This window comes from Alteromonas nitratireducens, from assembly GCF_040812025.1.
In the GTDB taxonomy this organism is placed as follows: Bacteria; Pseudomonadota; Gammaproteobacteria; order Enterobacterales; family Alteromonadaceae; genus Alteromonas; species Alteromonas nitratireducens.
Window position 1 is genome coordinate 161861 of sequence record NZ_JBFNPK010000006.1, and the last position, 25353, is coordinate 187213.

The following is a 25353-nucleotide window of genomic DNA, read 5'->3' on the forward strand; positions in this document are numbered from 1 at the left end:
AAAAGAATAATAGGAAGACATTGAATGGCATTTGATCAAAGCACTCGCAATCGTCTGCAAAAATTTGTGAGTAATGCACGGGCAATTTTGAGTGAAGAATTTACTCGCCAGCTTCAGGCGACTTATGGCTTGGATCCAAAACAAGGTACGATAGCGACTATTGAAAGCCTTACTCACCTGGACAACCGCCAGCGGCAAACCGCTCATCTATTGCGGGAAACGCTCGCGCATTATTTGACGACGACTCCGGGAAAAGGTGAAAAGGACCGAATTAAACAAGTATTAGATCGTATAGTCCGCGAACAGGCATTTACCATTCTTAATAGGCTGTCTGCACTGCGAATGGCCGAGGCACGCGGCTTTTTGCTGGAGTCTGTTGCCAAAGCTCACAACTCAAAAGGCTTTCAGCTTTATCGACAGCTTTCAGGTACAGCTCTGGGCGAAACTGGTGATGCTTACCGCAACTACTTATTTAGCTTATTTGATGAATTTAGTCTCGACTTGGCTGTCTTATTCGACCGTCACAGTACCCAGGGTTTATTGTTTCCTCGTGAAAGTGCGCTGTTAGAACTTCTAGCCGAAATAAATCACCATGAAATCGAGCACCTGTGGGCGGAAGACGAGACAATTGGATGGATTTACCAGTACTTTAATTCCCAAGAAGAGCGCAAGAAAATGCGCGCCGAATCTCAGGCACCGCGCAATAGCCGCGAGCTAGCGGTACGCAACCAGTTTTTTACGCCTCGCTATGTGGTCGAGTTTTTAACGGACAATACCCTTGGACGCATTTGGTACGAGATGACCCAGGGCAACACCGCACTGGTGGATAGCTGCTGTTACCTGGTACGTCGCCCGTCTGAAATTTTCTTAAAGCCCGGTGAGAATGCACCTGAGTCAGAGCACGACGAAACAGAAGCTTTAAGCCAAGAGGAACTGCTAAAACAGCCAGTATATATTCCCCATCGACCTCTTAAAGACCCTCGCAGTATTCGCATGCTCGATCCGGCTTGCGGCTCCATGCACTTTGGTTTGTATGCCTTTGACTTGTTTGAACGCATTTACCTCGAAGCCTGGCAGCTAGAACAGCAATTGGGGAAAGATGCCTTCACTCGGGAGGAAGGTCAGCAGTCGCTGCTAAGCACGTTTGATTCATTGAAGGCATTTCAGCAGCAGATACCTAAACTCATCATTGAGCACAATATCCACGGGGTAGACATTGACCCTCGCGCGGTACAAATCGCCGGTTTGAGTTTATGGCAGCGCGCCCAACGGGCCTGGCACCAGCAAGGTATTAAACCTCAACAGCGCCCGACCGTTGTTAAATCCAATATCGTCTGCGCCGAACCTATGCCGGGCGAGAAAGCTCTTTTGCAAGAGTTTACTAGCAATCTGAACCCTCCTGTATTAGGCCAGATGCTAGAAGTGATCTTCGACAAAATGCAGTTGGCCGGTGAAGCCGGAACCTTGCTGAAAATCGAAGAAGAAATTCAAACCGCCATTCATAAAGCCCGTGAGCAGTGGCAGAAGGAAAGCGGTAAAAACATGTCTAAAGATATGTTTCCGGCAGAGTTAAAAGCAGCGACGTCAAAAACCACTCAGACGTTTGACTTGCGTGGTATAGATGATGAAACCTTTTGGGACGATGCCGAGCAGCGTATTCTGGAGGCGCTGAGAGAATACGCCGACCAGGCGGAATCGAATGCGGACCAGAAACGATTGTTTGCTAAGGATGCCGCTAAGGGATTTGCATTTATTGATTTATGTCGAAAGCGATTTGACGTGCTGTTAATGAACCCTCCTTTCGGTCAAGGTAATAAATCAGTCGCAAAGTATTTGGACACTGAGTACTCGGGCTCCGGTGTCGCGGAACTTGGTTCTTCTTTTTATACAAGAGCCATTGATATAACCCATCCAAATGCCCTGTTTGGATCAATTACTTCAAGAACATGTTTTTATTTAAACTCTCTCAGCCAATGGCGACGAGATATTGCGATTGGCAAAAGCCAAATTGAATTTATGGCCGATCTAGGAGAAGGGATTCTAGACGACGCCATGAATGAAACCGCATGCTATGTCATTAGAAGTCAAAGCAACCTTTCGGCAAATGCTAGCTTTGGAATGTTTCATGATATTGAAAACAAGCCTAGCTCTTTATATGCTCTTGCATCCTTTGATTTGATGGATCCAAGGGTAAGACTAAGAAAGATTCAGGATTTCTTAAGGCTTCCAGATGCGCCACTTTGTTATTGGGTGAGTAACGAATTTCTTAATACACTGCCTCGTTTGAAAGCTTTGGATGATAATTATGCGAGTGTACAAATGGGACTTGCCCCAAGGGATGAGTACAGATACTCACGAGCTTGGTGGGAAGTGCCACAAAATGAAACTAGATGGAAGCCATACGCAAAAGGCGGTGAGCTAACTGCGTATTATTCAGATGTAGAACTTGTATTAAAAGACATTGGCGATCTTGCTGAAATTAAAGCAAATCTCATCCAAAAATATCCGTATCTAAATGGTAATCTAGATTGGGTTTTACACCCTGAGAACGATTATTTTGAGCCTGGCCTGACGTTTGGTCAACGTACTACATTCTTGCGCACCAGCATTATTCCTGCTGGAGGCTATTTTAGTGTCGCAGGGAAAGGCATTTTTGGTAGGAACATTAGCAATGCAGCGTTAATGCAAGCTATTAACACACCTGCATGCCAATATTTAGTGTCCTTAAGAAAGGAAAGCTGGTCGATGAACCCGCAATATCAAGAAGGTGATGTTGCTAGGATTCCATTTCCTAGATTGAGTGAAAATGAACAAGCCACACTTGAAAAATATGCACTTCAGAATTATCAGAATGTTCGTTTCCTGTCGTCATTTGACGAAATCGATCACGCGTTTTTGAGGCCTCCTTTTAGTAAAGAAGAATTTGATCACGCTAAGGAAACGGCTCTCACCGCGATCGATCTTTCAGAAGAAAATGCAAACAAGTTAATGCTAGAGAAGCTAAATCTAGAGGAATCAGATTTGGCATTCATCAATGAACAAATAATGCCAAAATGGGCTAATCGACGCGCAGTGAATTGGTACAAATACAACTGGCTTGACTCGTTTTCATATCTACTCGGTTTGCTATTTGGACGTTGGAAACTAGTTTCGATCGAAGATAAGCATGCCTGCATAGCAAATCTAGATCCATTCGCAGAAGAAGCCTTGAAGTCACTTGCATTGAATAGTGATGAGTCTAGACGTTCCGTTATCTGTTTACATGGAGAATCAATCGCTAGTATACGAGAAGAATTGTTAGCGATATTTAATAGCCTTAAAGTTCAAGCAGACGAACAATTAACGGCTCTTCTGTCAGACATAGAAACTTTATCTGAGCTACTAAAAAATCCCAATAAATTCTTTGATTTTCATTTGTCTCGATACAGTAAGAACGGACGAAAAGCCCCGATATATCTGCCAATGCAATCACATTCTAAATCAATGACCCTATGGGTTTATTATAACCGCCTAAATGAACAAACCCTCTATGCCTGCGTCAACGATTTCATTGATGGACCACACGGAAAGTTAACACAAGTCGAACAAGACCTGACTGGCCTTCGCAGCAAATCCGCCCGTAGTAACCAGGAAGAAAAAGAACTTGAGAAACTCAGCGACTTGGCCGCGGAGCTTCGTGACTTTCGTGATGAATTGCTGCGTTTGGCTAAATTCTGGAAGCCCAATTTAAATGATGGCGTGCAAATTACTGCTGCGCCGTTGTGGAAGTTATTCCAACACAGAGCCTGGCAGAAGAAGCTCAAAGAAACCTGGGAGAAGCTGGAAAACGGAGACTACGACTGGGCGCACTTGGCCTGCAGCATTTGGCCAGAACGAGTATTGCGAAAGTGTCATCAAGATCGCAGTCTCGCCATCGCTCATGATGTAGAAGATCACTTTTGGCACGAGGTTGAGGTTCCGGTAAAACGCGGCAAAAAACTCACCGGAGAAACCAAGCTTGAATGGCAACCGAAAGACCTTAATGAAGCAGAGCTGACAGCTTTGGTTAAAAAGCTCGCGGAAGAGGTAAAATAATGGCAGCAGTTCAATATCACTTAGGGTTATTTCCTCCCAAAGACATCGACTGGGAGCAACTTATTCCGCATATAGGTCCGGCCAATGCGGCCATCGCCCGCTATGATGGCACTTTGGCCGCCATCCCCAATGCAGCAGTGTTGCTGAGCCCCCTTACTACACAAGAAGCAGTGCTATCTTCCCGAATTGAGGGCACCCAAGCAACTATGGGGGAGGTATTGCAGTATGAAGCACAAGGTGAAAGCGATACCGCGGAATTTGCACCAGACAGAAAAGCCGATATTCAAGAAGTATTAAATTATCGAGCGGCTATCAGACATGCTGAATCAATGTTGAGAACATTTCCTTTGAGCCAACGCGTGATTCGAGAAACTCATGCGGTGCTTATGAGCGGTGTTCGCGGGACCAATAAAAGCCCGGGTGAATATCGCAAAATTCCTAATTGGATCGGCCCACACGGATGTACGATTGATACTGCCCGCTTTGTTCCAATTAGTGCGGACAAATTGCCCGATGGTATGTCTGCCTTTGAAAAGTACATTCATACTGAAGAACCAGACATGCTAGTACAGCTGGCTGTGTTACATGCAGAATTTGAAGCCCTACACCCATTTTTAGATGGTAATGGACGTTTGGGGCGAATGCTAGTGCCACTGTTTTTATGGCAACGTAGTCTAATTAAAGCACCAATGTTTTACATCTCTGCTTTTTTCGAGGCCAATCGTGATGAATATTATGACCGTCTTTTAGCCGTTTCTGCACAAGGCGATTGGACACCATGGTGTATTTTCTTCCTTAAAGCGATTAAACAACAGGCCGAGCTCAACCAAACTAAGGCGGCTGATATTTTAGCCCTGTATAACCAAATGAAGGTCAAAGTAGCGGCGGTCACCCGATCCCAATATGCGATACATGCGCTGGATTGGATATTTGAGCGTCCCATTTTTAAATCCACCGATTTTACTGGCCATGCGAGCATACCTGATGCAACAGCCAAACGCTTGCTGACCGAATTAGGTAATGCTGAAATTTTGCGGCCGATGCGCAAGGGCGCTGGTCGTCGTGCGACCGTGTACATATTTCCGGAATTATTAAACTTGGCCGAAGGTGTGAATGCTTTTTAGCTCATATTTTTAGAAATATGCACGGCAAGCCAACTTGTCGTGCATAGAATATCCACGAAGATATTTGTGGGCCACTTTAGCCTTTAAATGATCTATAAAGTAATTTGCCGCTCAAAAGTGAGCGACAAATGGGGAATAATAAACAGTGAGTATTCAAAAATTCATTCAAGAGCAGGTATTCGCGCCGAGATTAGAAAAATACCAAGTGCTAGTTGTGTATGACGCAGAGCAACGTTACCGGGAAGCTTGTTTAGCCCTAGCTAGTGAAAAGTGCGAAGTAGTTGATGCAACGGAGTCCAGCATTAAAGCTCGCGGTGCGGCCATTCATGCGTTGAACGAGCTCGGGTCAAATAAAATTGACCAACTGTTAGTTTATATACCCGCCTCTAAACCGTTAGAAGATGAAGACAAGCAAAAAGACCCGTACGCATTATACAGTGCTTGCGGTGCTGTTTTCCCAAGTAGCGATGGTGATAGCTATTTAAGTATTTGTTTAAAAGCCAAGCCAGATCACGCCACCCAAGTCAGAGCGCTATTTGATCAAGATTCTAACCCTAGTTTTGCGGTAATCGACGCCATTGGTGGTGGATTAAACTGGCCAAATCTTCGAGCCACATTGGACGTAGAGTCAACTCGCGATATTTTATTCAGTCTGTTGGTACCGAGCGATGCTCAGCAAAGTGCCCTGAAGGCAAGTGATAGTTGGATACAAGAAGCCAAAGATCTACTTAATACCAGCATTGGTCTTACACTAAAAACACGAGGAAAGACTTGGTCTGCTATCGCTGAAGAGTTATGGCGCTTTGTGTTATTTAGTGAGTTTGCATTTGATCTACCAGAAGACTTGCCGGCTCAACTGGTTGACGTGCCCCGTGCTGCCGATGCAGCAGAGCCGCTTTTGACAGATATTTGTGAGCGGCTGCGCAGCGATCGACGCACACAGGCTACGTATATCGAGCGCGCTGAAAGTGCCGAGGCAGAATTAGATCTCAAAGCCTTATGTAGCGGCATTAAAGATTTAGGAGAGCGGGATACCTTTCCGTTTGAAGAGCGAACCTTTTTAAATCAAGCCATAGAGGCGCTGCAACGTGACGACACTGACAAAATACGTCAAATACTCTCGCGTCATGCTCAGTCAGTATGGACGGGTAAAGGTGAGAGTCAATCACAGTGGGATCTTCTTCGTTCCAGCCTAGCGTTAGTCGAAGCGTGTCAGGATAACGAACGACTTTTGGCGGAACATACTCGTTCCATGGATGCTCTTGTCACTTTTTATATCTCGCAATTCCGTGAAGTTGACCGGCTGCATCGGGAATTTGAGCAAGCAGTGAGCGATTATGATTGGCAAGACACGCAAGGCCTCCTTCACCCTCTTCAGCAGCAGGTTCGCAAGCAATATGGTCGACTAATTGAAAAGCTTCAGTTGTTGTTTACCAAACACCTTCAGAGTGAAGGCTGGCCACTCACTAGTTATCTTTCTAACACGGACGTGTTTGACAAGTTGGTTGCACCAAAACTTGCCCAGAGCGGTCACAAAGTTGCTTATTTAATGGTAGATGCTCTTCGCTACGAACTAGGTGTTGCATTAGAGCAACAACTAGCAGAAGACGGCAAAGTTGAACTTACCCCAGCACTTGCGCAGCTCCCTAGTATCACTCTAGTTGGTATGGCAAGTCTGTTACCAGATGCAGGCAAGAGTCTCGAGCTCAATAAGGTAGATGGAAAGCTCGTTCCTTCCATCAATGGTCAAGAGATAAAAACGGTTACCCAACGCATGGAGCTGATTCGAAAGCGTTACGGTGCCCGCTTTCAAGAAGGCCGTCTGGAGGATTATGTGCGAAACCGGTTTAAAGTGGACGACGGTACCGAGTTATTGGTCTTGCGCAGTGTAGAAATTGACGGTCATTTTGAAAATCATCCTGACACGGCACCAACGGAAATAATGAATGCGCTCAAACGCATCCGAGTAGCCACGCATAAACTTAAATCTGCCGGATTCCGTGATGTCGTGATTGTTACCGACCATGGTTTCTTTATGAATACCCATGCACAAGCGGGCGATACTTGTAACAAACTGTCTGGTGATTGGCTCAATATTCACGAGCGCTGTCTGTTAGGTGATGGTGCTACCGATCAGCATCATTTCGCCATGCCTTCAGATAAAGTTGGTATACGTAGCAACATGCCTAAACTTGCTGGGCCACTTACTATGGCGTCATATAAATCGGGCATGCTTTATTACCATGGTGGCACCTCATTGCAGGAGTGCGTGGTACCGGTGATCACTTTACAACTCGATGCTCCAGATCAAGCCCCCATTGAGCAGGCAAACGTGATATTGAGCTACAAAAATGGCGCGAAACGCATCACGACAAGGTTGCCGGTTATAGAAATTGCCGTTGAGACCCAAGACATGTTTTCACAAGGCAGTGATTTCGAAATCTTACTTGAAGCCCACGACAAGAAAAACAATGTGGTTGGCGAATCAAAACCTGGGGGAGCAGTTAACCCAGCAACGGGCACTATAACCTTAAGGCCAGGTGACAAAGCGCAAATTACACTTAAGATGCACTTAGAATTCGAGGGTGTGTTTAAGGTTAAAGCACTCAACCCGACGACCATGGCGACTTATTGCCAAGTAGAACTTGAGACGGATTATACGGTGTAAATATGGATTCAATTGATAAAAAGCTTAATGATCTCTTCGGAGGCAAGGTTGTCAGAAAAGACCTGGTACACCGCATAAAAAAAGGGACAAACGTTCCTACATTCGTGCTTGAGTTCTTGCTCGCCAGATATTGTGCCAGTGATGATGAAGCTGAAATTCAAGCCGGCATGGAAGCGGTATTAGATACACTGAATGACAACTATGTGAGGCCTAACGAAGCCAACAAAGCACAGTCGAAGGTGGCAACAAAGGGTAAATACCGCTTCATCGACAAAGTGCACGTGAACTATGTTGAGAAAGACCGCCGACATTGGGCGGCATTGGAAAATTTCGATTCGCGCAAAGTCGCTATTGGTGAAAAGTTTTATCGAGAAAATGATCGCCTTCTTCAGGGAGGACTTTGGGCTGAAGTAACGATTGCCTACAACGATATTGAGGAAGACAACTACGCGTTTTATATCGAGGACTTAAGACCTATACAGTTGAGTCGTTTTAGCTTCGAGCAATATTGTGAAGGGCGTAAAAGCTGTTCCAGAGAAGAATGGATTAATATCATTCTAAGATCCGTCGGTTTGGAACCTTCAAGGCTTGAGCATCGCGTTAAGATGCATTTTATAGCCAGACTACTGCCATTAGTTGAGCCAAACTTTAACTTTATCGAGTTAGGGCCTCGCGGGACCGGTAAGTCTTACTTTTTCAGTGAATTCTCGCCCTATTCAACACTAATTAGTGGTGGCCAAGCGACAAAGGCGACGCTTTTCTACAATAACCAACGCAAAAAAATTGGTTTGGTCGGCTATTGGGATACCGTGGCATTCGACGAAGTAGGTGGCATTAAAGTCAAAGATCCCGACACCATTCAAATCATGAAAGATTTTATGGCGAACGGTCGCTTTTCCCGAGGTGTTGAGGTGATTGCAGATGCGTCGATGGCGTTTGTTGGAAACCTTGATTTATCTGTTGAGCAGATCGTCAATTCAGATGTCTATGACCTATTTCAACCTTTGCCCAAGGAATTTGACCTCGCTGTAATGGATCGCTTTGCATGCTACTTGCCAGGTTGGGAAATGCCAAAGAACAGCAGCGACTTTTTGACCGCAAACTATGGCTTCATTACCGATTATTTAGCTGAAGCTTTTCATTATCAGCTTAAGCAAACCAATCGCTATGAAGAGGTGAGTAAGCGCATCAGACTGGGTCGTGCTGTTGAGGGACGAGACGAGAAAGGCATAAAGAAGACGGTTGCTGCTTTCTTGAAGATATTGCACCCGGGCGTTACGGCGTCGGATGAAGAGTTTGAAGAATACGTTGCTTATGCGGTTGAAGCTCGTCGCCGCGTGAAAGAGCAAATGAACAAACGCAAGTCGGATGATGAGTTTGCAAGAATTAACCTATCCTATGTTTCATCATCAGGCGAAGAAGTGGTTGTTTACTGCCCTGAATCAAAAGAGGCTTCAGCGACACAAGAACCAATTCGCAAGAACATTCATGGCGAAGCTGATGAAGAGCAGTTGCCTGTTGATGATGATGTGCCGGCACCCGTCATTAAGACAAAAGAGAACGTTGTTAAAGTCGCTGACCAAGACGAAATACAAGCCGAAACGGTTGAACCTGAGGAACAACATTTTACGATTCATTATGGGGCAACCGGGTATAGCTACGAGTCACTTATTTCACCTTACCTAGTAGGCGCTAAGTCGGTCGAAATAGAAGATCCTTACATTCGACTGTCTCATCAAATTCACAATTTCGTTCGATTCTGCGAGGCAGTAATTAAGACGCCAACGGTCAAGACCATTAGATTAATTACGAGCTACGATGAGGATACTGATGTAAAAGAGGTAGCTGAACGACTCGGCGAGGTTAAACAAAGCTTGCTCGAACTGGACATCAAACTGGACATTAAGGTCAATGAACACCTTCATGATCGAGAAATCCGCATCGACAACGGCTGGGTGGTTAAAATTGGCAGAGGCCTCGATTTTTATCAGAAGCCTGATAGCTGGTTCGGTATCGGAACCCATGACCTCATGTTAAGAAAGTGTCTTGAGACAAAAATTGACATATTCAAAGGTACAGGAGACTGATTTGCTTGGCTTTGAATATGAAATATTTCTGATTGATGAGGATGTTAAAGAACACCCTATTGACCAGTTTGCCAGCCTCAGAAACAGTCATTTGTTCGCCACCTTTAAGGTAGGCCCTTATAGCGGCTTATGGATACAAAAACTGGAAAAACAAGGCATTGCTGAATATCGAGGCGGCAACAACTATTACCCAAATCGCTATACCGTTCCATTTAACTATGTTCTACCCCAACTTATCAAAGAGCCGGAAAAGTATGGTTCAAATGTGATCGGTGATGACTACTATGTCAGCGCAGATTACATCCCGAATATCGTAGTAAATCAGAATATTATTAAGCGCTGCTCACCAGAGTCGTTATGCTTAGTTGAAGAATGGGATATGTCTTAAACTAAAAAACTCTATCCGTAACGAGGCAGATGATGGAAGACTTCTTTCCAAGTTGGATTAGGCAGTTAGATACAGACATTAAAGGTTCTCTATCCGAAAAGAATCGGTCGGAATTTTCTGATTTTTTAGACGAGTGCAGTAAGTTCGACAAAATCATTTGCCATCTAAAAGGCGCACGTATCAGAGAATTCTACGAGGTCTCTCCATCATCGTTGAAGGTTTTGTATAAGAGTCCTGTGGAAGCACTATCAAACGTTGTAGAAAGTCTCTTAGGGAGATGGCTGTATCAATCAGGCCACAAGATGAAATCATTGTGGACAGGTTACTTAGACGCATTAAAGTCGGCAAATTGGTTGGTTGCAATGACTTGTTGTCGAGCACTTTTTGAAGAAATTGCCCATTTCTATCTTCATAACAATAAGATTCTGAAAAATTCAAATCAGACTAAAAAGCTTTTGGCCGCTTACCCAAAACTTGTAGGAGCGTCTGAGCAAAAAATACAAAATTGGAATTCTGAATTTATCACTTTGCAATTGGAGACTATAGAGCGGTTGCGTAAGTCGCTTGAGGGCTCAGATTTCGATTGGGCATCTTTTATATACGAACTAACTGGACGTGAATCATCTGAACACGTTGAAACTGAAGCTGTACGAAAAACACACTCCAATGATGCTTTAAGAGCGTTAAAGAAAGGACCAATCCCTAAATCACTAGATTATTATGACCTTCTCTCTGAGTTTGTTCACCCAAACTTTGGCTCAGGGACTCTGGTTATTGAAACACGGAAAAAAGCAAACGAGGTTCAGGGAGACGTCACTATAAATAGCCACCCTCAGAATTTGGAGGCTGCGTGTTGGTTTTTCGACATCACATCTTCTGCTATGAAAGACATACTAAAAGTCGCACGCTCTAGTTTAAACCTTGTGAATCAACAGCTAGATTTCTACCAAAGCTTCTCATTAGCATTTGATAGCCAATTGCCACATGGTCGTAAGATACATTGAGATGTTAAACAGGAATTTGGTCGCAATCTGGTCACAGATGCCGTTCAGGTTAGCAATTACTTTCGCCACAATATAGGCGGAGAATGGCGCACCCGATAGGATTCGAACCTATGACCTTTGCCTCCGGAGGGCAACGCTCTATCCAGCTGAGCTACGGGTGCATCGAAATGTGCGGATTGCGGTATGAAAAATGTTTCATGTGGCAACCTGTCATGCAGCGTTGCCAGAGCGGCCAGACTGCGATGAGTGGGCGTATGATACTGATGCGCGCGGTGTGCTTCAACTTATTTGTCGCCAATGGCGGGTACACACTGTCTGGTTGGTGAATTTTTATTCCGCTGTTTTTGTAGGTATTTAGCCGCAAACAGTTGTTCACGCATCATTTACCGTTATAATCGGGCACGAAGATGTAACGAATAAAGACTGCCTGGAGACAGATGTGAAATTGAAAACCTGGTTATGTGTTATCGCCTCTGCATTAACCGTATTCGCTGCAAACGCGCAGGATACCAATAATGATGAAATTCTTGAGCGCATCAAGCCGGTAGGTAAAGTGCACGTTGCTGGTGCAAGCGCAGCAGGTAATGGCGCAGCGGCCGGTGGTGCCCGCAGCGGTGAAGATGTTTACAACTCAGCCTGTTCTGCCTGCCATGGTGCTGGCGTACTGGGTGCCCCAAAATATCGTGAAGCCGCAGACTGGCAGCCTCGCCTGGACGACCGTGGTCTTGACGGCGTATGGGAAAATGCCCTGAACGGTATTAATGCAATGCCTCCTCGAGGTACCTGTGGCGCGTGTTCTGACGACGAGATCAAAGCAGCTATTGAGTACATGATCGAAGGCATCTGATCGCGTTTCCAGCTTGGACGGAAATTCGCCTTTTTACTGCAAATAAGGTAGCGTAAGCAGATCGAATTTTACGCTACCCGTCATGGCCCAGGGAATGTCATCAGATTTAACGCAGAATGAGCTGTCAGAAGAAGAGCTGCGCGAGTTAATCCCGCAGCTTCAACAGCTTACAGACAAGTACAAACGTGCCGAGCGCGTTCAGAAAGCGTTATTCGACATTTCCGAGCTGGCCAGTTCGGTAAGTCACCTCAACCGCCTGTATTCTGCTATTCATGAAATCATTGGCGACTTCATGAATGCGGACAATTTCTTTGTGGCGTTTTATGAACGCGACGCCAACATTATCGATTTTGCCTACTTTGTTGACGAGTTCGACGAGCAAACCGTAAAACAGCTGCCTGCCGACCAGCTGATGGACGGTATTACCGGCTATATTCTGAAAACCGGTAACCATATTTTCTTCAATCATGATGACGTGCACCTTTTCTCTGAAGAGACCGGCGTGCAGTTATTCGGGTCGCAGCCTGAACAGTTGCTGGGCGTACCGTTAAAACGCGGCACCCAGGTGATTGGTGCCATGGTGGTGCAAACCTACGATGCCGATGTCACCTACACGCAGGAAGATCTGGAAGTGCTGTTGTTCGTGTCGCAGCACATTGTGACCACAGTAGACCGGGTGAAAAACCGCGAGCTTACCGAGCGCACCATTCGTGAGCGTACCCGCCAGCTTCGCCAGATTAACGACGACCTGCAGGAAGAAATTCTGGAGCGCCAGAAAGTAGAGTCACTGCAGCAGGCGCTGTTTGAAATCTCTGAACTGGCGGCCAACCTGGAAGGCGACATGAATGCCTTCTATTCCAGTCTGCACGACATTCTGGCGCGCCTTATCAGCGCCCCGAACTGTTTTATTGCCACCCTGGATGACACCAAGGAATACCTGGAATTCCCGTATTTCAGTGACACCCAGGCAGAGTCTGCCGAGCGTCGTCCGCTGGGGCTGGGGCTGACCGAATTTGTACTGCGCTCTGGCCAGGCCGAGCTGATTAACCCGCCGCGGGTTCTGGAGCTGGCTGAACAGGGCGAGCTGGACGTCAGCGTGGCGCAGAACATGCTGAACAGTGCTAACTCGTGGCTGGGTTCGCCTTTGGTGGTTGACGGTGAAATTTCGGGTGTTATTGCGGTTCAGACCTACGGTAAACATGCCAAATACACCAGCCGTGACCTGGAACTGCTGCGCTTTGTGTCGCATCACATAGCCGTTGCCATGGAGCGTAAGCGCAGTACCGAGGCGATTCAGCGCTACAACAGCGAGCTGGAAGAACGGGTGAAAGAGCGCACTGCCGAGCTAGACCGCGCCAACCAGTTTCTTAAACAGCAAATTGAAGAAAGAAAAGAGATTGAGCTTAAGCTTATTCATGACGCGCATCATGACGCGCTGACCGATTTACCCAACCGCAGCATGTTTACCAGTCGTCTTGAGCTGGCTATTGCGAGTAAACAGCGCCATCCGGAAAACATGTTTGCCGTGCTGTTTATTGATCTGGACCGCTTCAAGGTGATTAACGACACGCTGGGGCATCATGCCGGTGACGAATTTCTGGTAGAGGTCGCCCGGCGTATATCGCTGTGTATTCGTGGTCACGACCTGCTCGCCCGTCTCGGTGGTGATGAGTTTGTGGTGCTGCTGGATAACTTTGACGACTTAGCCGACGTTGAAGAGGTCGCCTCGCGCATCATTGAGTCAATTTCTGAGCCGTTTGTACTGGATGGCAAAGAGATGTACTCGGGCGCCAGTATTGGTATTGCGCACCTTGAAGCTTACTACCGCACCGCCGATGAAATACTGCGGGACGCTGACGCTGCCATGTACCAGGCTAAAACGCTGGGGCGCGGCAGACAGGTGCTGTTTGATAAGAGCATGCGCGAGCGCCTGATTGAAGAGCTGGAGCTTGAAAACGAATTCCGCCGCGCGCTGCGCGAGGAAGAGTTTGAATACTTCCTGCAGCCTATTGTGACACTGGCCGACAAGGCGCCGCTGTACCATGAAATGTATGTGCGCTGGCAACACCCTACCTATGGCAAGGTGGCCCGCGAGCAATTTCGTCAGGTTGCCGAGCAAAGCGGTCTCACCCTTGAGCTGGATTTGTTTCAGCTGAACAAAGCCTGTGAGCTGATTGTCAGTCAGCGCAACATGCCTGACGCACCGCAACATATTGCGGTGAATGTGTCGATTAACCACCTGCTGCAGGCGTCGCTGGTGAATAAAATTATCGCCATTATCGAGCAGTACGAAATTTCGCCCAGAGAGCTGGTGTTCGAGTTTGATGAGAACGATCTGAACCGCCGCTCGCAGTACATTCTGCCGGCCATTAAAAAGCTGAAACGTGCGGGTATTACGCTGGTGCTGGACAACTTTGGCAGCGGACTGGCGTCGCTCAGTTACCTGTTCGCCTACCCGTTTGACTACATCAAAATTGACCATCGTTTTGTGAAGTCACTGCCGCGCTCGCAGCGTAACCTGAAGCTGATCCAGTCGGTCATGCTGATTTCGGAGCACCTGCGCTTTAAGGTTATTGCCGAGGGTGTGGATTCACAGGCACAGCTGGATGCGCTGAAAGAAATTGACTGTCGCTACGCTCAGGGCAAGGTACTGGCTACCTCGAAACCGCTGAACCTGCAAACCGTTACCAGCAGCTAACCACTACTTTTTCGACAGCATATCGCGCAGATTGGCAATACTGGCCTGACCCTTTTGCTGCCTGACTTCTTTGCTTTCGCGCGGCTTGTTACTTTCCCACTGCACATCATCCTGTGGCAGTTCAAACAAAAAGCGGCTTGGCTCTGGCTGAATGATTTCACCAAACTGTCTGCGCTCTTTGGCCAATGAGAAAATCAGCTCACGCTGTGCGCGGGTAATCCCTACGTAAGCAAGCCGGCGCTCTTCTTCCACATTGTCTTCGTCAATGCTGCTCTGGTGCGGTAGCAGGCCCTCTTCCATGCCAACCAGAAAGACAATAGGAAACTCCAGCCCCTTCGAGGCGTGCAGCGTCATCAGTTGTACCTGATCGGCCTCTCCGTCTTCCTCGCCACGTTCCATCATGTCGCGCAGAATAAGCCGGTTGACCACTTCGGTCAGGTTCATGGGCGGATCCAGGTCGTTCCCTTCCAGCATGTCGGAAATCCAGCCAAACAGGGTACTGACGTTCGCCATGGCCATTTCAGCGGCCTTCGGGCTGGGGCTGTGTTCGTACAGCCATTCTTCATAGCCCATCGATTTGATCATTTCGCGCAGCACGGCCTTGGTGTCACCGCGCATGGCGTTATCGGCCAGGGTCACAACCCAGCGGCCAAAGCCGGATACGGCCTGATAGGCATTACCACTTAACACCGACGACAACCCCGGATGCGTTGCAGCGGCGAACAGGCTGATATGATGGGCGTTGGCAAAATTACCCAATTTCTCCAGCGTGGCCCGGCCAATGCCGCGCGTTGGCGTGTTAATAATTCGCAGCAGCGCGTTGTCGTCGTCCTGGTTCACCAGCAAACGCAGGTACGCCATGATGTCTTTCACTTCGGTACGGCCAAAGAACGACATGCCACCACTGATTTTGTACGGAATACGGTTACTCATCAGCAGCTTTTCAAACAACCGGCTCTGATGGTTGCCACGGTAAAGAATGGCGTAGTCTTTAAACTGCGTGCGGTTCATGAATTTATGGGCCAGCAGTTCGGCCACCACCCGCTCGGCCTCGTGCTCTTCGTTTTTCGCCTCAATTACCCGTAGCGGTTCACCGTAGTGCAGTTCAGAAAACAGGGTCTTATCGAACAGGTGCGGGTTATTCTGGATAAGAATGTTGGCGCAATGCAGTATGCGCCCCGATGAGCGGTAGTTCTGCTGCAGCTTAATCACATTCAGACGCGGAAAGTCCTGCTGCAGCAAATGCAGGTTCTGCGGCTTGGCGCCGCGCCAGGAATAAATAGACTGGTCGTCGTCGCCAACCACGGTAAACCGGGCGCGTTCACCCACCAGCAGTTTTACCAGTTCGTACTGACTGGTGTTGGTGTCCTGGTATTCATCCACCAGCAGATAGCGAATTTTGTTCTGCCATTTCTGCCGTACCTCTTCTTGGGTTTTCAGCAACAGCGTAGGCAGCAGGATCAGGTCGTCAAAGTCCAGGGCGTTGTACGCGCGCAGGTGATTCTGATATTCACGGTAGGCCTGTGCAAACTCACGTTCACCGGCACTCACCGCGCGTTTTTCCAGCGCGTCGGGCAGGATCAGGTCATTCTTCCAGTTAGAAATACAGCTTTGCAGCAATGAGAGCTGGTCTTTGTCGCCATCCAGCGTGTCGGCGGTAAGGTCGTTTAACAGGGCCAGCGAATCTTTGTCATCAAACAGCGAAAAGCCCGGCTTCAGGCCCAGCTCTTTCACATGTTTTTTAATGATATTCAGTCCCAGGGTGTGAAACGTGGACACCTTCAGCCCGCGGGCTTCGGGTTTACCCAGGGTCTGCGCCACACGCTCTTTCATCTCGCGGGCGGCTTTATTGGTAAACGTTACCGCAGCAATATAACGCGCAGGCAAATCACACTCCCTGACCAGGTAGGCAATTTTGTTGGTGATCACACGGGTCTTGCCGCTGCCGGCACCCGCCAGCACCAGACAGGGACCAGAGACAAAGGTCACCGCAGCTTGTTGCGCGTCGTTAAGTTTCATGACACTCCAGTGGTTAAATGTTGCATTGCTTTGTTACCGGCAATTCGGCTGTGGCCGACTTGTCAGACGCTTTTCATTGCATGTGCGCCGGTTGCCATTAGAATAGGTGGCAGTAAACGCTGCGCATTATAAGGGAAATCCATGCTTGATCCGAAAAAACTCGAAGAAATCGCCAAACAACTCAGCAATGCCATCCCGCCTGGCGTTCGTAACGTAGCGGAAGAAGCTGAGGGCAAGTTCAAACAGGTACTGCAGGCGCAGCTGGCCAAACTGGATGTGGTTACCCGTGACGAGTTTGATATCCAGAGTCAGGTGCTTATTCGCACCCGCGAGAAACTGGAAGCGCTGGAAGCGCGGCTGGCTGCACTGGAAGAACAGGCCAACAAGCCGTCGTAATCACTTACACCAGATAATTGGCAATCAGCGCCAGCGTCATTACCAGCCCGACGTAATGACTTTCCAGGAAGGCGCGAAAACAGGCGTCGCGCTGACGCTCACGGATCTGGAAATACTGCCGGATAAATAAGCCGGCAGATACCACCACCCCGGCATAAAAAGGCCAGGCCGCTGCCATCATCTGCCCAATCACCACAAACAGCGCCAGCACGGTCAGCAGCAATATTGATACAATCAGCACGTCGTAACGACCAAACAAAATGGCGGTAGACTTAATGCCCACCCTGACGTCGTCATCGCGGTCGACCATGGCATACATGGTGTCATACGCTACGGTCCACAGCAGGTTTGCCACAAACAGCAGCCAGCCCCACACCGGCACGGTTTCCATTACCGCCATGATCGCCATAGGAATAGACCAGCCAAACGCAGCGCCCAGCACCACCTGCGGCAAATGGGTATAACGCTTCATGAACGGATAACTGGATGCCAGCAACAGCGCCACTACAGACAGCGCAATGGTCTGCCAGTTAAGCAGTAAAACCAGCGCAAACGCTACGCCAATGAGCAGAGCAAACAGGGTCAGCGCCTGACGCTCGGTAACCGCCCCTGTTACCAAAGGCCGCGCCGATGTGCGTTTCACCGCGCCGTCCACACGCCGGTCGGCGTAGTCATTAATGATGCAGCCGGCCGAGCGCATAATCACCACGCCCGCGACAAAAATCGCGGTCACGCCACCCCCCGGTAGCCCCTCAGAGGCCATCACCAGCGCCCACAGCGTGGGCCATAACAGCAGGTAAATACCTACCGGCTTGTCCAGCCGCATTAACTGGATATAGCCGTGCCACCGCGTCTGACTACCTGGCATTGCCATACTGATACCCTTTTTCATAGGCAGGCGATGCCGGTAAAAACACCTCTGCCACAATCATCTGTAACCCATCAATAGAAAACCGCGAACGCCGCCCCCACAGCGGCCAGCGTCTGGCGCACTGCGCAAAGAACAGCGCGCTTTGGTCATCGTTTAACTGGCACACTTCAAACTCGGTGCGCTGGAACCGTGCGTCGTTAAATAAGCGTCGTCCGAGTGGCTCGCTGCCGAGGTTCGCCAGCTCCTGTTTAATCAGCGCATGCGGGATCACCGACCGGGCGAATACCCAGGGCGTACCGTCGGCCACCAGCAGCACCTCACGCACATCATAATGGCTGTCATCATCAGCATTCAGCCAGTCGCGTTCGGCAGCATGCAGCGTACTGCTGCCCTGCCCCAGCACAGTTAAGTCGAACTGACGGCACAATGCCTGCACCCGCTCTGTCAGCGAGCCGGTGTCCAGCAGCCAGTTCTTCAGATAAGCATCGGGGATGTGAGCCGCTGTCGGCGCGTGCCACTCAACGTCCAGTCCCACTGGAAAATGTACCGTTCCCTGCAACAGTCCGTTCCGGTTTCGTGTTTTCGCGTATGGTATCACTTTCGCTGAAACTGGGCGACGTATGTGTATGAAATGACGGCGTACCCGCCCGCGGGCCGCCAACGAAGGGTTCAACTTAAGAAGTAGTGTGTTTCAGGCAGGATTTGATACACTAAACATTATCTTACGAAGACAAGAACTACCGGCATTGTCATTCATGAAGCAATTTTTATCCCGTTTTCTGGCAGTCAGCCTGCTGCTCAGCACCCTTGGCTTTTCGCTGCAGGCAACGGCGCAACAGCGCCCGACCTTCGCGTACCTCGGTCTTGAGCCGGACATTGTTACCAATTACCTTGGCCCGACATCGCGTAAACTGGGTTACGTCAGAGTGACGATGGAGCTGATGATTAACAGTGCTGAGGAGCTGGAAGTGGCCGAGCACCACATGCCGCTTATTCGCGCTACCGCTATCGAGATATTCGGTCAGCAGCCGGAAGAAAAAGTAAAATCGCTGACCGGCCGTGAGGATATCCGTAAGGCCATTTTGAAAGCCGTGCAGGATTTAATGAAGCAGGAAACCGGTGCGGAAGTGGTGAAAAACGTGATTTTCACCAAATACCTCTATCAGAGCTAAGCGCTGCGACGATCGGCCCCGATGCTGAGCAGCGCCGCCATAGCGCAGCCGGTAATCAGCCCGGCAGTGTGCGCGGCGTTTGCCATATTTACCCACAGAATGTCGGCGTAGCCTAATACCAGCCAGACCAGCATAAAGCCCACAATACTGCGATTTAATGACAGCCCCCAGTTTGGTTTTAACCAGCCGAGCCACCAGACAAACCCCATCAGGGCGTACACCACACCCGACAGACCACCAAACGGTAACAGGTAACCGCCCACCGGCGCGCTGAAAAATGACTGGGCTATGTTGGAAATAACCGCCGACACCACAAACAGGATGAGCAGCATGCTCACCCCCAGGGTTCGCTCTACCTGGGCTCCCAGTACACTCCACCACAGCAGGTTAAACACAATGTGCAGAATACTGAAGTGGATCAGTGCCGGCCCAATCAGACGCCACCACTGGTGATTTTCAAGCAAAACCGGTAACGGCTGCATCATCAGATGCTGGGCAATGGTGCCGAACAAACCAAATACCGATAACACATAAATGATAAGACAGGCGGCAAACATGAGGGCGGTGAACGGTGCACGGCGCGCGTTTTCGAGCCACTGAGTGCTGCCACGGGCACTGCGCTTACTCAGCCGCACGCCCTCACCCTGCTGCCAGGCGGCCTGCTGATATTTTTCATTGCCGGGATCGGCAATAAAGGCTTCGGTGATAATGCGTGCTTTTTCCACGTCCTCCTGCCGAGCCAGAGTAACGGTGAAGGTGCCCTCACCGTCGGTTTCTACCCGCGCCTCAATGTGCTGACTGCGCAGGTAGTTTGCCAGCAGATGCGCCGGCCCCTCCTGACCAAACGCAATCAGCGCCACGCTCACGACGCGCTTTCCACCGGCTTACCCTGAAGCCGCCATGCCTCAAAGCCGCCATCCATGCTGTAGACCTCAGAAAAGCCCTGCCCCACCAGCACCTGCGCCGCATGCTGGCTGCTGTTGCCGTGATAACACACCACCACAACGGGTTTGTCTTTGGCGGTGGTATCAATAAACTCGGCAACATTGTCGTTTGTCAGATGTAGCGACGCCGGGATATGGCCGTTCGCGTACGACTGCGGATCGCGGATATCCACAATCACCGGGGCGTCGAGGTCATCGACGCCGGTGACACTGATATGTGAAAACGTGTTTGTCATGTCCAGTCCAGAATTACCTTGCCGGATTCACCAGACCCCATAGTATCAAACCCTTTCTGGAAATCCTCTATGGCGTAGCGGTGGGTAATAATTGGCGACAAGTCCAGACCGCTTTGCAGCAGGCTCGCCATTTTGTACCAGGTTTCAAACATTTCACGGCCGTAAATGCCTTTGATCACCAGGCCTTTGAAAATAACCTGATTCCAGTCAATCGCCACATCCTGCGGGGGGATACCCAGCATGGCAATTTTACCGCCGTTGTTCATGTGGTTAAGCATGTCACGAAACGCCACCGGCACCCCCGACATTTCCATACCCACGTCGAAGCCTTCGGTCATGCCCAGTTCGTTCATGACGTCTTTCAGCTTTTCTTTGCTGACGTCGACCGCGCGTGTCGCCCCCATTTTTCTGGCCAGTTCCAGACGATACGGGTTAATGTCGGTGATCACCACATGACGGGCACCAACATGGCGCGCTACCGCGGCGGCCATGATACCGATAGGGCCGGCGCCGGTAATCAGCACATCCTCACCCACCAGATCGAAGCTAAGCGCAGTGTGTACCGCATTACCGAACGGGTCGAATATAGACGCCAGATCATCACTGATGTTGTCCGGGATCTTAAACGCATTAAACGCCGGAATAGTCAGGTATTCTGCAAACGCACCAGGGCGGTTAACCCCCACGCCCGACGTGTTACGGCACAGATGGCGGCGGCCGGCACGGCAGTTACGGCAGTGACCACAGGTAATGTGCCCTTCGCCGGATACACGATCACCAATTTCAAAACCGCGCACTTCCTGGCCCATATCCACCACTTCGCCCACATATTCATGGCCGACAATCATAGGTACCGGAATGGTCTGCTGCGACCACTCATCCCAGTTGTAGATGTGCATGTCGGTGCCACAAATGGCCGTTTTACGAATTTTAATCAGCAGATCGTTGTGGCCCATCTCTGGCTTGGGTGAGTCTTGCAGCCAGATGCCGGGCTCGCGATGCAGTTTTACCAGCGATTTCATTCAATCACTCCCAGTTCACGCCCCACTTCAATGAACGCGTCAACAGCTTTATCAATGTGTTCAATGGTGTGACCGGCTGACATTTGTGTACGAATACGCGCCTGTCCCTTCGGTACCACCGGATACGAGAAGCCAATCACATAAATGCCTTTTGCCAGCAGTTTGTCTGCCATTTCGCTGGCCAGGCGGGCATCGCCCAGCATTACCGGAATAATAGGGTGGTCTTTACCTGCCAGCGTAAAGCCGGCCTCTTCCATACGACGACGGAAGTGCTCAGCATTGCGCCACAGTTGCGCACGCAGTTCATGACCGTCACGCAGCATGTCAAACACCTTCAGCGATGCCGACACAATGGGTGGCGCCACCGAGTTAGAGAACAGGTACGGACGTGAACGCTGACGCAGCCATTCCACCACTTCTTTTTTACCTGAGGTGTAACCACCAGAGGCACCGCCCAACGCTTTACCCAGGGTACCGGTGATAATATCTACCCGTCCCATTACGCCGCAGTATTCATGGCTGCCACGGCCGTGCTCACCCAGGAACCCGGTCGCATGGCAATCATCCACCATCACCAGCGCGTTGTATTTGTCAGCCAGGTCGCAGATAGACGCAAGATCGGCAATCACGCCGTCCATTGAGAACACGCCGTCAGTGGCAATCACCTTGAAGCGGGCGCCATCGGCGTCGGCCTGTTTTAACTGCTCCTCGAGCGCGGCCATGTCGTTGTTAGCGTAGCGATAACGTTTGGCCTTACACAAACGGACGCCGTCAATAATACTGGCATGGTTCAGGGCGTCAGAGATGATCGCGTCCTCAGGGCCCAGCAGGGTTTCGAACAGACCGCCATTGGCGTCGAAGCATGACGGGTACAGAATGGTATCTTCGGTACCAAGGAAGTCACTGATCGAACGCTCAAGGGACTTGTGAATATCCTGCGTACCGCAGATAAAGCGTACCGATGCCACACCAAAACCGTGACTGTCCAGGCCCGCTTTAGCCGCTGCAATCAGGTCCGGGTGATTGGCCAGCCCCAGGTAGTTGTTGGCACAAAAGTTAATGACATGGTCGCCGTCGCTGACATCAATATCAGCCTGCTGCTGTGATGTAATGACGCGTTCGCGCTTGTAAAGCCCTTCTTCTTTGGTGCTTTCAATCTGCGAGCGAAGGTGTTCGATAAATGCCTCTGACATGCCGTTCTCCAATTCGCTAAAAAGGCGTAGTGTAATGAATGGACCCGAGCGGGTATAGCACCCTGCGTTACTTTACCTGTCCTGCCCGATAATGCGTGTAAATAAAACCGCACAGGCCCCATCGCTTTGGGGGTAGATACGGGCCATCAGGGGTTAGCGATCTGCCTGAGTGAAGACCGGCAGCGGTGACGTCCACACGCCGGCGGCCACCTTATTTTCCAGCTCTGCCCACAAATCATCTTCATTGATGGGACGGCTTATCAGATACCCCTGACCCTGATGACAGTCAAAATGACACAGCAATTCATACTGTTCGGGCGATTCGAGCCCCTCTGCAATCACCGTGAGGCCGAGACTGCGCACCATCGAGATAGTCGACAGCACAATGCTGCGATCATCCTGACTTTCCGCCATACCGGCAATGAACGACTGGTCAATTTTGATGAAGTCGGCGGGCAGCGATTTCAGGTAACTCAGCGACGAATACCCTGTCCCGAAGTCATCAATGGCAATCAGACAGCCCATATCACGGATGGCGTGCATGATGGTGGTTGCCCGCGACAAATCAGACACCAGCACCGTCTCGGTCAGCTCCAGGGATATTTGCCCTGGTGGCAGCGCGTACTGGTCTATCTGATTTTGCAGGAATGATGGCAGCGTGGGATCCATAAAGTGACCGGATGACAGGTTGATCGCCATTTTCACATCAGGGTAGCCGTTGGTGATGAGCGCATTCAGCAAATAGGTGGCGCGCGCCACTACCCAGTAATCCAGCTCCAGCATAAACGCGGTGTTTTCCAGCAATGGAATGAAGTCGCCCGGCGGGATGAGCCCTTTTTCCGGGTGACGCCAGCGAAGGAGCGCCTCAAAGCCCACCAGTTCACGGGTTTTTAAATCCAGCTGTGGCTGCAGCGCCAGGAAGAACTGATTTTCTTTCAGCGCAATGCGTGCCTCGCGCTCCATTTCTACCTTGTTCATAATTTGCTGGTTCATGGCCGAGTCATATACCCGGTAACCCGCGCCCTTCTGCCCTTTGACGTCGTACATAGCAATGTCGGCATGGCGCAGCAGCTCAACCGCATTAACGCTTTCGCGGGGCGAAATGGCAATACCAATACTTACCGAGATATAAAACTGCATGCCGCCTACATCAATCGGTGCCTCAAACTGCTGCAGAATATGGCGGGCAATGGTTTCCACGTGATCACGGCTGACCGCCTCGGTGATCAGTACCACAAACTCGTCACCACCAAAGCGCGAGGCGATGTCGGATTCGCCCAGCGGACGCGAAATCCGCAGTGCGGCCGCTTTAAGCAGTTTATCGCCAACATCATGCCCATAGCTGTCATTGACCTTCTTAAAGTCGTCCAGGTCCATGAACATCAGCGCAATCATCTTTTCAGACGGGCTGGCGGTATCGGCATGCTGCTCAATCTGGAATGTCAGCATGTTGCGGTTCGGCAGACCGGTCAGGCTGTCGAACATGGCAATTTTTTCCAGCTTGGCGGTATTAATGGCCATCTGCCCGTCAATTTCCTCAAGCTGAAATGCCAGGTCGTCGGCCACATGCTCAAGTACATCAAGTTCGTCGCGCAGCCGCCCTTTGTCCGGGCGAAGCTCATAACGTCCGGCCTGTTCAAATTCTCGAAACTTGTGGTCGGCCAGCAGCGGCAGGCGCCGGCTTAACTGCATCAGCTTTCTGCCATACTGACGTAAGAACAGGTACAGCAGCACGGCAAATACCGCAAACAGGCTGGCAGCAATGCCCAGCACCTGGGTCTCGTAACGACGCGCCTGTTCAACCCGGTCAGTAATGTTTTGCACCACCAGCACATAGGCCTGGGTTTGCAGTACGTTTTCCAGCGGCAGCAGGCTGACCAGCAAATGCTGATCATTCATGGTCATGCGAATACCGCGACGGTTGAGCGCCTCGTGGTTTTCCTGTGGGGCAACGCGCGCTAATACATAGTCGATGAAGGCTTTGTTCTCGGCGGTCAGACGGCTGGCCAGTTGCAGGTCGCCGGTGGCCGGGTCTGTACTTACCAGCGCCAGTCTGGCGGCACCGGTTGACTGAGTTAACAGCGACAGCAGCTCAACCATTCTCAGTGACAACACCACCACGGGGACCGGCTCATCGGCGGCCATTACCGGTACGGTCAGATACCGAATGCACTGTTCAGTGCAATGCGTCACAAAGCGGCTTTGCAGTGAATCCTGGGTACGTTTGACCAGCGCAGGCAGAAAGTCGGGGGCGGGTGACGACCCGGTGACCAGGTCTGACTGATACAACCAGTAATCCTGGATCTGCATATTCAGCGACAGGTACTCGCGCGCCGAGGCCAGCGCCCCGGCCAGCACCTCAGTGCCGGGTGTACCGGCCAGCTCTGCATTCGCATAGGCATCAAGCCATAACACCGTGCGGTTGTGCAGCACATCTTCATAAATAGACAACAGGCGCTGATAGCGGGCCTGCCGCAGCACCTGTTCACTGTCGATATTATTTTCTGATTGATCAATCAGGATGGTGCTGATTGCCACCGTCACGGTCAGCATCATGATCAGCAGAATGACCATGACCTTGAGGGTGATGGACAGCCGTACTTTCATCAG

The 25353-nt window shown here is 50.0% G+C and carries 18 protein-coding genes and 1 tRNA gene; 10 read left to right on the forward strand and 9 right to left on the reverse strand.

Annotated features, from left to right (window positions below; genetic code table 11):
• Nucleotides 1-24 precede the first annotated feature (24 nt).
• The 6 genes from pglX to AB1N33_RS07785 all read left to right on the forward strand — a co-directional run bounded on the left by pglX (nucleotide 25) and on the right by AB1N33_RS07785 (nucleotide 11345).
• On the forward strand, nucleotides 25-4074 hold the full coding sequence (gene pglX, locus AB1N33_RS07760; protein WP_411270978.1) for a BREX-1 system adenine-specific DNA-methyltransferase PglX: 4050 nt from the start codon (nucleotides 25-27) through the stop codon (nucleotides 4072-4074).
• Nucleotides 4074-5198, forward strand: a complete 1125-nt coding sequence (locus AB1N33_RS07765) for a Fic family protein (protein ID WP_411270979.1) — start codon at nucleotides 4074-4076, stop codon at nucleotides 5196-5198. Before pglX ends, AB1N33_RS07765 begins: the two co-directional genes overlap by 1 nt.
• A gap of 145 nt (nucleotides 5199-5343) precedes the next feature.
• Nucleotides 5344-7866 carry a PglZ domain-containing protein gene (locus AB1N33_RS07770; RefSeq protein ID WP_411270980.1) on the forward strand — a complete coding sequence of 841 codons (2523 nt, stop codon included), beginning with the start codon at nucleotides 5344-5346 and terminating at the stop codon, nucleotides 7864-7866.
• A 2-nt stretch (nucleotides 7867-7868) separates the two neighbouring features.
• Complete coding sequence (brxL, locus tag AB1N33_RS07775; RefSeq protein ID WP_411270981.1) at nucleotides 7869-9953, forward strand: BREX system Lon protease-like protein BrxL; 2085 nt, start codon at nucleotides 7869-7871, stop codon at nucleotides 9951-9953.
• A gap of 1 nt (nucleotide 9954) precedes the next feature.
• Nucleotides 9955-10341: a hypothetical protein gene (locus AB1N33_RS07780; protein ID WP_411270982.1), complete on the forward strand. Its 387-nt coding sequence runs from the start codon at nucleotides 9955-9957 to the stop codon at nucleotides 10339-10341.
• A gap of 302 nt (nucleotides 10342-10643) precedes the next feature.
• Nucleotides 10644-11345 (forward strand): hypothetical protein, encoded by a 702-nt coding sequence (locus AB1N33_RS07785; RefSeq protein WP_411270983.1) that lies wholly within the window; start codon nucleotides 10644-10646, stop codon nucleotides 11343-11345.
• Nucleotides 11346-11429: 84 nt separating this feature from the next.
• Here AB1N33_RS07785 and AB1N33_RS07790 read toward each other — a convergent pair.
• Nucleotides 11430-11506, reverse strand: a tRNA-Arg gene (locus tag AB1N33_RS07790).
• A 278-nt stretch (nucleotides 11507-11784) separates the two neighbouring features.
• On the opposite strand from AB1N33_RS07790, the gene AB1N33_RS07795 reads away from it, so the two are divergent.
• The gene (locus tag AB1N33_RS07795; RefSeq protein ID WP_411270984.1) at nucleotides 11785-12192 is read left to right on the forward strand and encodes a c-type cytochrome; all 408 of its coding nucleotides are present in this window, start codon (nucleotides 11785-11787) and stop codon (nucleotides 12190-12192) included.
• Between the two features lie 94 nt (nucleotides 12193-12286).
• Nucleotides 12287-14890: a sensor domain-containing phosphodiesterase gene (locus tag AB1N33_RS07800; RefSeq protein ID WP_411270985.1), complete on the forward strand. Its 2604-nt coding sequence runs from the start codon at nucleotides 12287-12289 to the stop codon at nucleotides 14888-14890.
• A gap of 3 nt (nucleotides 14891-14893) precedes the next feature.
• On the opposite strand, the gene rep is transcribed toward AB1N33_RS07800, so the two are convergent.
• On the reverse strand, nucleotides 14894-16909 hold the full coding sequence (gene rep / locus AB1N33_RS07805) for a DNA helicase Rep (protein WP_411270986.1): 2016 nt from the start codon (nucleotides 16907-16909) through the stop codon (nucleotides 14894-14896).
• Nucleotides 16910-17050: 141 nt separating this feature from the next.
• Here rep and ubiK point away from each other — a divergent pair, with 141 nt between their 5' ends.
• Nucleotides 17051-17305 carry a ubiquinone biosynthesis accessory factor UbiK gene (ubiK, locus tag AB1N33_RS07810; protein WP_411270987.1) on the forward strand — a complete coding sequence of 85 codons (255 nt, stop codon included), beginning with the start codon at nucleotides 17051-17053 and terminating at the stop codon, nucleotides 17303-17305.
• A gap of 4 nt (nucleotides 17306-17309) precedes the next feature.
• Here the strand turns inward: ubiK and ubiA are convergent, their stop codons facing one another.
• Both ubiA and AB1N33_RS07820 read right to left on the reverse strand, forming a co-directional pair.
• Nucleotides 17310-18179, reverse strand: a complete 870-nt coding sequence (ubiA, locus tag AB1N33_RS07815; RefSeq protein ID WP_411270988.1) for a 4-hydroxybenzoate octaprenyltransferase — start codon at nucleotides 18177-18179, stop codon at nucleotides 17310-17312.
• Nucleotides 18163-18735, reverse strand: a complete 573-nt coding sequence (locus AB1N33_RS07820) for a chorismate--pyruvate lyase family protein (RefSeq protein ID WP_411270989.1) — start codon at nucleotides 18733-18735, stop codon at nucleotides 18163-18165. The genes ubiA and AB1N33_RS07820 overlap by 17 nt, the downstream gene beginning before the upstream one ends.
• Nucleotides 18736-18931: 196 nt before the next feature.
• Here AB1N33_RS07820 and AB1N33_RS07825 point away from each other — a divergent pair, with 196 nt between their 5' ends.
• Nucleotides 18932-19348 (forward strand): flagellar basal body-associated protein FliL, encoded by a 417-nt coding sequence (locus AB1N33_RS07825; RefSeq protein WP_411270990.1) that lies wholly within the window; start codon nucleotides 18932-18934, stop codon nucleotides 19346-19348.
• Here the strand turns inward: AB1N33_RS07825 and glpG are convergent.
• From glpG to AB1N33_RS07850, 5 genes are all read right to left on the reverse strand, one after another.
• Complete coding sequence (gene glpG / locus AB1N33_RS07830; protein WP_411270991.1) at nucleotides 19345-20214, reverse strand: rhomboid family intramembrane serine protease GlpG; 870 nt, start codon at nucleotides 20212-20214, stop codon at nucleotides 19345-19347. The two genes, AB1N33_RS07825 and glpG, sit on opposite strands and share 4 nt — an antisense overlap.
• Complete coding sequence (glpE, locus tag AB1N33_RS07835) at nucleotides 20211-20528, reverse strand: thiosulfate sulfurtransferase GlpE (RefSeq protein WP_411270992.1); 318 nt, start codon at nucleotides 20526-20528, stop codon at nucleotides 20211-20213. Before glpE ends, glpG begins: the two co-directional genes overlap by 4 nt.
• Nucleotides 20525-21550, reverse strand: coding sequence for an L-threonine 3-dehydrogenase (gene tdh / locus AB1N33_RS07840; protein WP_411270993.1), 1026 nt, complete (start codon nucleotides 21548-21550; stop codon nucleotides 20525-20527). The genes glpE and tdh overlap by 4 nt, the downstream gene beginning before the upstream one ends.
• The gene (gene kbl / locus AB1N33_RS07845; RefSeq protein ID WP_411270994.1) at nucleotides 21547-22743 is read right to left on the reverse strand and encodes a glycine C-acetyltransferase; all 1197 of its coding nucleotides are present in this window, start codon (nucleotides 22741-22743) and stop codon (nucleotides 21547-21549) included. The genes tdh and kbl overlap by 4 nt, the downstream gene beginning before the upstream one ends.
• A gap of 153 nt (nucleotides 22744-22896) precedes the next feature.
• Nucleotides 22897-25350: a putative bifunctional diguanylate cyclase/phosphodiesterase gene (locus AB1N33_RS07850; RefSeq protein WP_411270995.1), complete on the reverse strand. Its 2454-nt coding sequence runs from the start codon at nucleotides 25348-25350 to the stop codon at nucleotides 22897-22899.
• Nucleotides 25351-25353: the final 3 nt, after the last annotated feature.